Below are 9,555 nucleotides of genomic sequence, written 5' to 3'. Positions count from 1 at the left end.
ATTTTATTATAATAGAGTTAGAAGTCATAGTTATTTAGGAAATTTATCACCTGTTAAATTTGAAGAAAAACAAGAAAAAGAAAAAGTGTTACAATCTGAAATGGTGGCTTAGGGATTAGCAAAAAAGTGTATGTTTTTTAGTTACCTCTCCAGTTTAAATCATTATTTTTTATAAGAACTAATATCTTTTCTTCAAAATTATTTTGTGATTTAACAAATCTTTTTAATTGATTTAAAAATAAAGTCTGATTTCCAGCCATTCTATTTAGAGCTTCTGAAATATTAATTCCCTCAATTTTTAATGTTTTTATATCAATTTCAAGTATCTTTTTAATCTCTTCTTTTTGTTCTTCAAAAATAACACTATTTTTTGGTTTTATCCATTTAATCAAAGTTTCATAAAACTTATTAAAATCCAAAGGTTTTGCAATATAATCATTCATTCCAAAACTTATGCATTTATCTTTATCACCTTGCATTACATTTGCTGTCATTGCAATAATTGGTAAATCTTTAAATTTTTCAATTTTTCTGATTTCTTTAGTTGCTTCATATCCATCTAAAATAGGCATTTGACAATCCATTAAAACACCATCAAATTCATTGTTTTCTAATATTTCTATGGCTTCTTTTCCATTATTAGCTATTTTTACACTTATATTTGCTTTTTGTAAAAACTCTGTTGCTATTTCTTGATTTTGAATATTATCTTCAACCAAAAGAATTTTTGCTCCTTGCACTAATTTTTTTATATTAGAAAAATTATTACTTTTTATACTTTCAATAGGATTTATAACAATTTGTTTACCAAAAGCTTTTAAAATCGTATCGTATAAAGTTGATGGACTTACAGGTTTTTCAAGAAAACCAAAAACATCTGCACCTTTTGCTTTTTGACTTAACTCATCTTTATTATATGCTGTAACCATAATAAAAATTGGCGTTTTTTCTATTTTTAAATCTTCGTTTATTTTTATGATAGTTTTAATACCATCCATTTCTGGCATCATCCAATCCATTAAAACTAAAGTATAAGGATTGTTTTCTTCATTTGCTTTTTTTAATTCTAAAATAGCTTCTTCACCACAACACAATGCTTTTACTTCAAACCTAAAAGCTTTAATAATATTTTCTAAAATCTCTCTTGAAGATGCATTATCATCAACTATTAATACTTTTAAACTAGCAAATTCATTATTCTCTTCTAATAAATTCTTTTGTATTTTTTGTAACTCAAAACTAAGTGTAAAATAAAAATCGCTTCCAAAATCAGGGATACTTTCAAGCCCAACACTACCACCCATTAATTCAATGATTTGTTTAGAAATTGCAAGTCCTAATCCTGAACCTCCATATTTTCTTGTGGTTGAACTATCTGCTTGAGAAAATGATGTGAATAATTTTTCTTTATTTTGCGCTGAAATACCGATTCCAGTATCTTTTACTCCAAACCTTAATTGTGCATTTTTTTCATCTTGAGAAAGCACCTTAATAGAAATTATAATTTCACCTTTTGATGTGAATTTAATGGCATTACTCAAAAGATTAGTTAATATTTGATTTATTCTTAACATATCACCTTTTAAAGCCATAGGAACATCCATATCCACATCAAAAAGTAGTTCTAAACCTTTTTCTTCTATTTGAAACATAAAAAGATTAGATAAATTTGCCAAAACATCATCTAAAGAAAAATCAATTTTTTCAATTGTCATTTTTCCAGCTTCAATTTTTGAGAAATCTAAAATATCATTTATTATTCCCAATAAATTTTTTGAAGCTATATCTATTTTTTTAATATAGTTTTTTTGTTGTTCATCTAAAGAAGTTTGAAGAGCAAGATATGACATTCCAATTATTGCATTCATTGGAGTTCGTATTTCATGGCTCATATTTGCTAAAAATTCACTTTTTAATTTTGTTGATTCCTCAGCTAATATTTTTGCTTGTTTTATATCTTCTAAAGCTTGTTTTTCAGGAGTAATATCATAAATTGTAACAACTACACCTTTTAATAAATCTGTAGAATCAATAGCTTGTATAGCAATTCTTCCGAAAAATTCACTCCCGTCTTTTTTTACAAAAAGTTGTTCCCAACTTACTGTTTTTCCCTCTAGCAAAAGGAAATATTTTTCTTCTATTTCATCAAAATCAGTTCCAGTTTTATAAAAAACTCTTGTTGATTTATTTAAAAGTTCATTATTTTCATAATCAAAAAGGGAAGAAGCTTTATTATTTAAGTCCAATATTATTCTATCTTTTACTAAAACTATTCCAATACTTGCAGCATCAAAAATGGCTTTTTGTTGTTTGTTCATATAATAAAGTTCAGCTGTTCTTTCTTTTATTATATCTTCAAGATTTGCACTTAATTTTTCAAGTTCAACTTGTGCTGTTACATCATGTCTTAAAGAAATATATCCAATAACATTTCCATCAAAATCAAACTCTTGTTCTATTACACTATCAACCCAATAATAACTTCCATCTTTTGTTTTATTTTTGATTCTTCCTTTCCAAACTTTTCCATTAGTTATTGTTTCCCACATTTGTTTGAAAATTTCAGGGTCATTGTCTGGATGTCTTCCAATTCTGTGATTTTTTCCCATCATAAAATCTCTACTATTTCCGCTTATATGACAAAAAGCATCACTAACATAAGTTATATTTCCTCTTAAATCTGTTCTTGAAGCTATTACATTTTCATCAAAAAATCTAAGTAGTTTTGATAATTCTAAAGTTTTTTTCTCAACTTGTCGTTTAAGCTGATAATTCCAAAATAATAAAAGTAAAATCACCAAAATAACTAAAATAGAAATCTCAAGAATACTGGTTAAATCCCATTTTGATTTTTTAGTTACACTTTCCCAATCTTTCATAATATTATAAAGTTCTTCTGTAGAATGAGTTGCTAAGGCTTTTTCTAAAATACTTTTAAATATAACTTCATCTTTTTTAATAAAAAAACTCAATTGCATATAAGTATCAGTTTTCCCAATAATTTCAGTATTTGTAAGTCCCAAAGCTGATATTGTATATGTAGTAAGAGGTAAAGAACCAAGGGCAACATCATAAGTTCCATTTGAAACTCCTTGTAATGCTACACTTGGGCTTTCAACTTCAATAAAATTCAAATTTGGATATTGTTTATAAATTTCATTTAAATAAAAGTAACCTTTTATTACTGCAATTTTTTCATCTTTTAATTGAGAAAGAGAAAGAATAAATTCCTTATCTTTATTTTTTCTACCAGATATAACAATTGGTGTTTTTACATCTAAAGGAACAGCTATATGCGTATCTTGGAACTCTTTTATATTCCAATAGTTTGAAAACATATCTACTTTATTTTCTTTTACTTTATCTAATGATTCTCGAAATGTATTTGTTTTTACTTTTTCAAATTTTATTCCTAATGTTTGTTCAACTAAATCCAAATGTTTATGAATAATTCCTGCATAATTTCCATTTTCATCAATATACTCAAATGGTCTATAATCTGGATTTCCAGCATATTTAATAATAGGATTTTTCTTTAACCACTCTTTTTCTTCAAAAGTTAGATTAATTTTTGGATTTATTGTTTTATTTTCTATTAAATCATCATTATTTTCCCATTTCGTTTTTATATCATTCCACTGTAAAGGAGTAATTTCAGCCATTGCTTTTTCTAAAATAGAAAATAAAAAAGGATATCTTTTTGAAACACCAAGAGTTAAAGTTGAAGATTTTCTACTTATATCTACAGAATCAATTTTTAGATTTTCTAAAAGTTCTTCTTTTATTTTATAATTTACAACTGCCCTATTTCCAATATAAGCATCAGCAAATCCTCGTGAAACTGCATCTAAAGCCAATGTTGTATCTTTAAATGTTTTAATATTTATATTTGGATAGTTTTTTTGTAAATCAATAATTGTTCCAATATTTTCTTCTAATGCAACTGTTTTAGCATTTAAATCATCTAAATTTAAAAAAGATTTTTGCTCTTTTTTTGAAACAATTACATGGGGAATTTGTAAGTATGGCTTTGAAAAGTAGAAAAACTCTTCTCTTTCTTCTTTAGGAGTAATATCTAAAATGGCATTTATTTCACCATTTTTTGTTTTTTCATAAATTGTGTTCCAATTTCCTGAGTTAATTTGAAGTTTATTATCTAATTTTTGATTTAGGATTTCAACTATTGAAGCACCTATTCCACTAGCTTCATTATTATAATTCACAAAATTAATAGGCGCCCAATTATTCATAGCTCCAATTGTTATTATTTTTTGATTATCTAACCAGTTTTTTTCTTCTTTTGTTAATTTATCTTGAAAATTTGCAAATAAAAAAAAAGGTGTAAAAAGTAAGATAAAAAGTATATTTTTCATATTTCAGCTTTAGTAGAATTATCTATAAAACTTTTTGCTATTTGTTCAAATTCACTTTCTAAATCTAAAAAAGCATTAAGAATATCTGTATCAAAGTGTGTTCCACAACCCTCTTTCATAATTTCTACTGCAATTTTGTGTTCAATTTTTTCTTTATATACTCTTTTACTTATTAGTGCATCATAAACATCAGCAACACTCATAAGCCTCGCACTAATTGGTATTTCATCACCTTTTAAACCCAAAGGATAACCTGTTCCATCATATTTTTCATGGTGTAAATATGCGATTTCTTTTGCAATTTTTAAAAAACTAACTTCGTATCCTAATTGTTCTTCTGCATGTTCAATTGCTTGTTTTCCTAAAGTTGTATGGGTTTTCATAATTTCAAACTCATCAGCTGTTAATACTCCTTTTTTTAGAAGTATATAATCAGGAATTCCAATTTTTCCTATATCATGTAAAGGTGCTGATTTATAAAGTGTGTTTATCATTTCATCTGTTAGAAAATCTTTAAATCGTGGATGATTTTGTAATTTTAAAGCTAAAGCCCTCACATAAGTTCGGGTTCTTCGTATATGATTCCCTGTTTCATTATCTCTGGTTTCTGCTAATGATGCCATTGCAAAAATTGTAACATTTTGAATTGTTATAAGTTCATTTGTTCTTTTTTCTATTTCATTTTCTAAAAACTGATTTTTATCTTTTAAAAAATCAGCAGCTCTTTTATTTTCAAGTTGTGTTTTAACACGAGCAAGAAGAATAGGAGGAGAAATAGGTTTTATTATATAATCAACAACTCCCAACTCAAAACCAATTTTTTCATCTTCAATACTACTTTTTGCAGTTAGAAAAATAATTGGAATATCTTTTAATATAGGATTTTCTTTTATTTGTTTAATAACATCATAACCACTTAAAATAGGCATCATAATATCAAGAAGAATTAAATCAGGAAGAATAGTTCCTGATAAAAGATATTTCAAAGCTTTTACACCACTATTTGCAACTTTTACGGTATATAAATCTTTTAATAAATTTGAAACCAAAAAAAGATTATCAGGTGTATCATCAATAACTAAAATTGTTTGTTTGTGAATTTCATTTTCTTGCATAAAAACCTTTTTTTCCTAAAACTATCAAATTTATTTGTTTATTAATAATTTTTTAAATACTCTTCTAATGATAGCAAATATTTCAGTAAATACCTGCTTTTTACCAAGAGTATTATTCAACACAAGAATATTATTATTTAATACTTGGACTTATACTTTTCCAATCTTCCCTTAAACTTTTTACCAATGTAAATTTATCTTTTGGTGTTGCTAGTTCTCCATATTCATAAGGTGTAACAACTACTAAACCACCTTTTAATAAACTTGTAAATGTATTTGATTCTATTTTTGAACCAGAGAAAATAGAGAATTTCATTTCGAATCCACTTATGTCATAAAACTGCGAATTTTTTCTTATGAATTTTGTATATTTATCATAAATCAAACAATCAACAATAACTTTTGAACCATCATTACTTAAATCTATTTTACTTACTTTTCCAATTTGTACATTTTTATAATAAACAGGAGCATCGATATTTACACTCGAAGCTGTAATATCATCAACTTTAAACACTGTTCCTAAATATGATTTTTCAAGGGATGGCTGATTTACTAATCCTTCAAATTTTGTTTGAACATTTTGATTCTCACTTTTAATAACTCCAATATTTACAGCCATTACAGTTGAACCTGCATTTGCAACTTCTTGAAGTGAAATTCTAGGTTTTTTTAGATAAAAAGTTGTTCCCTCTTTGGCAATTGAAGCAAAATCACTATAAATCAAAGCTTTCACTTCAACTTGTTGTTTTTCATTTAAGCTAACATTTGTTACTTTTCCAACATTTACACCTTTGTAAGTTAGTTGTGAAAAGTTTACTTGTAATCCCTCAACATCATCAAAAACAATCGTTATACTATTTGTTGAATTTTTCATTTGTTCTTCAGAAGCAAAAATCTGTGTTTTTTCAAAAGTTGTATTTGAATCATTATCAAGATGAATTGAACCATCAAGTAATGAAGAAAAATTGTCAACTTCAAATAAAACTCCACTTAAACTAGCATTTAAATTTATTACACCTTTTTTATAAAATCTACTTTTATTTGTAATATATTTTTTAAAAGGAGAATAAATAAATAAACTCACTTTTGATTTTTTATCATCAAATTTTATATCTTTTACAAAACCGATTTCTTGGTTTTTATACATAATTGCCATATCTGGCTTTATTTCAAAATCATTATTAAAATCTGCATTTATTATAATTCCACTATTACTAAATCTATTTAATTTTTCCACATCTTTAAAAGATTTATAAAGTTTAAACTCTTTTTTTGTAAGTTTATTATTATCAATTTTTTCAGATACAAGTCCAATAGCACCATTTAATAATGGTTCAATTCCACTGTAATTTATATTTAAATTTAAGCTTTTCATTTCTACTAATTTTGAACTCATATCGTAAAAAAGACTATTATCATTTACCAAATCTTTGTACTTTTCATCTATGGCAATAGAAACTTTTACATTTTTCAAATCAGGAGTTAAAGCATAGTTTTCAACTTTTCCAATTTCAATATTCTTATAATAAATCTTTGATTTAGTACTAATAGAATTTAGATTCTCACTTAAAAGTTCTACTTTTATAGTGTTATTACTATTATTTATATCTTTTTTATTTATTGCTGTAAAATTGTCTTTAAAATTTCCTTTTTTATACTCTAAAGATACAAAATTTCCTTTTACTATATTTCCTAAATTTTTAACTCCATCTAAAGAAATAGTAGGTTCTTCCACAAAAAACTTTGTTTTATCTGTTAATAAATATTTATATTCTTGATAAATAAATGCTTTGGCATTTAAAATATCTTTATTCAAGTTCACTTCTGTAATTTTTCCAATTTCTATGCCCTTAAAAATAATTGGAGTATTTTCTTCAATTCCATTCATCTCTACAAAATTTATATAAAAAAATTCTTTACTTTTCAAATCATCTTTTTTTCCATATAAAACATAAGCTTCATCTTTTGAAATCTTTTGTTCCTCTTTATTTGGTGTAACAACAGTAACTCCACCAACCAAAGCTGAATACAAAGACCCTATTTCTATATTTAATCCACTTGCACCATAACTTACTTTTAATGCTTCATTTATTACAAACTGTGAACTTCTATTTACTAAATAATTAAATTTATCATAAATATAAGCTGTAAAATAAACCTTTTCAAAAATAAACTCTTTTGCAATAATTTCACCTATTTGAAATTTATTATAAAAAATAGGAGTCCCAACTTCAACATTATCTTTATCATTTGCAATTAATGAAATATAATAGCCCTCATCATCAAATTCATCATTAGGTTGAGTATCTAAAGCATTAAAAAGATATTTTGGATTTGATTTTTCATACTCTTCTTGTGTTTTAAATATTGGTGCTAGCTCAATTTTATAACCACTAATTAAAGTATTTAATCCTGAAATTTTTGTAAGAGAAACAGTAGGTTTCTTTATCCAAAAAGAAGAACCCTCACCTGCTACATATTTTGCAACTTCATTATCAACTAAAATATTTACCTTTACACTTTTTAAATCTTCATGCATAGAAATTTTTGTGACTTTTCCAAGTTGCAAACCTTTGTATTCCAAAGGTGTAACATTCTCTTTTAATCCCTCTGCACTTTTAAATATAACACTTATATTTGTACCTTTTTTCATATAAGATTCATAAGCAATCCAACCTAAAATCGCCAAAATAATTAGTGGCAAAATCCAAATAAATGAAACTGATTTTTTATCTTCTATTTTTGGCTCGTATATTTGTTGTTCTATTATTTCTTTACTCATCCCAAATAATCCTTGTATCAAATCTATTTGCTGCTATCATTGTTACTATTACCATTAAAGCAAAAGAGGTCGCAGCGATTCCTCCTTTTATATTAAAAATCTCATCAAGTTGCACAATTGATGCTAATAATGCAACTACATAAATATCTATCATTGACCATTTTCCAATGGCTTCTATAAATTTAAATATTAATATTTTTCTATTATTGGACATTTTTACATTTACTTTTAAAGAAATAAAAATAAAAAGTAATCCAAGTAATTTTATCATTGGAATCACAACACTTGCTGTAAAAACTACAATAGCTATAAAATAACTATTCATATTTAAAAAACTAATTACACCTTCTAAAATGGTGCTTTGGATTTTTACTCCAAGTGTTGTTACTTCCATTATTGGATAAATCATTGCTGGAATATAAAGTAATATCGCACAAATAGTAAGTGCAAAAGATACTTGTAAAGAGTTTTTTATTCTTTTTTGTACCTTATGATTACATCTTGTACAAACAAAATCTTCAAAATTTTCTTTTTCATACATTTTGTGGCAGTTTTTACAAGATATTAAAACCATTTATTCACCAAATACACTTTCACCTACAAATTTTCTGTTTGACATATAAAAACAAAAAATATAAGCCAACATAATATAAAAACCAATATCAAATTTTGTGGAACTCACCATTCCTATTAATTTTATATATGTAACAATAATACTTATAATAAAAACCTCTATAAATCCCCAATGTTTAAAAAAATGAAAACTATCATGAAGTAAAGTATCAGTAAAAAGCCTTATTTTTGTTTTTTCTTGAATAAAAGCAAAAATAATCACCAAAGAGTTTAATATAGGAGCTAAAATAATCGTAAAAAAAACCACAAATGCCACAAAAAAGAAATTTTGTTCTAGTAAAATTGATACAGTTCCAATCAAAGTAGCTTTTAGTTCAGTTTCATTTATATTTAAAGTAATAATTGGATAAACATTTAAAATTCCAAATAATAAAAGTGCAGAAATAGCATAATATAAAGAGTCAAAAGAGTGTCTATTTTGAGCTTTTATTTTGCTATTACATCTAGGACATTTTTGAGTTTTAGTATTTGTATCATTGTGTCTTTTTATAAATAATCCACAGTTATAACACTCAATAATTTCATCAATATTTTTGTCCATAAAATCCTAACTTTTTTTCTTTTGGCATTTTAACATAGTAAACTTTTTTTAATTCTAAAAACTCTTTAAAATTAATTATATTGTATTATGTCATTGCAATTATGCAAA

General features: G+C 25.3%; 5 protein-coding genes. All 5 read right to left on the bottom strand.

The genetic code is table 11. The annotated features are described in order from the left end of the window. Positions 1–137: 137 nt before the first annotated feature. On the bottom strand, positions 138–4,373 hold the full coding sequence (locus tag B0174_RS04560; RefSeq protein WP_108558473.1) for a response regulator: 4,236 nt from the start codon (positions 4,371–4,373) through the stop codon (positions 138–140). Continuing rightward, positions 4,370–5,488, bottom strand: a complete 1,119-nt coding sequence (locus B0174_RS04555) for an HD-GYP domain-containing protein (RefSeq protein ID WP_108558472.1) — start codon at positions 5,486–5,488, stop codon at positions 4,370–4,372. The genes B0174_RS04560 and B0174_RS04555 overlap by 4 nt, the downstream gene beginning before the upstream one ends. A 133-nt stretch (positions 5,489–5,621) precedes the next feature. Beyond that, on the bottom strand, positions 5,622–8,273 hold the full coding sequence (locus tag B0174_RS04550) for an MlaD family protein (protein ID WP_108558471.1): 2,652 nt from the start codon (positions 8,271–8,273) through the stop codon (positions 5,622–5,624). Then, positions 8,266–8,847: a paraquat-inducible protein A gene (locus B0174_RS04545; protein ID WP_108558470.1), complete on the bottom strand. Its 582-nt coding sequence runs from the start codon at positions 8,845–8,847 to the stop codon at positions 8,266–8,268. Before B0174_RS04545 ends, B0174_RS04550 begins: the two co-directional genes overlap by 8 nt. After that, positions 8,848–9,447 (bottom strand): paraquat-inducible protein A, encoded by a 600-nt coding sequence (locus B0174_RS04540; protein ID WP_108558469.1) that lies wholly within the window; start codon positions 9,445–9,447, stop codon positions 8,848–8,850. Positions 9,448–9,555 lie beyond the last annotated feature (108 nt).

Origin of the sequence: Arcobacter caeni (genome assembly GCF_003063245.1) — a bacterium.
Lineage (GTDB): Bacteria > Campylobacterota > Campylobacteria > Campylobacterales > Arcobacteraceae > Aliarcobacter > Aliarcobacter caeni.
Note: the sequence above shows the minus strand (reverse complement) of the source record. Positions and strands in the feature narration are given on the sequence as shown.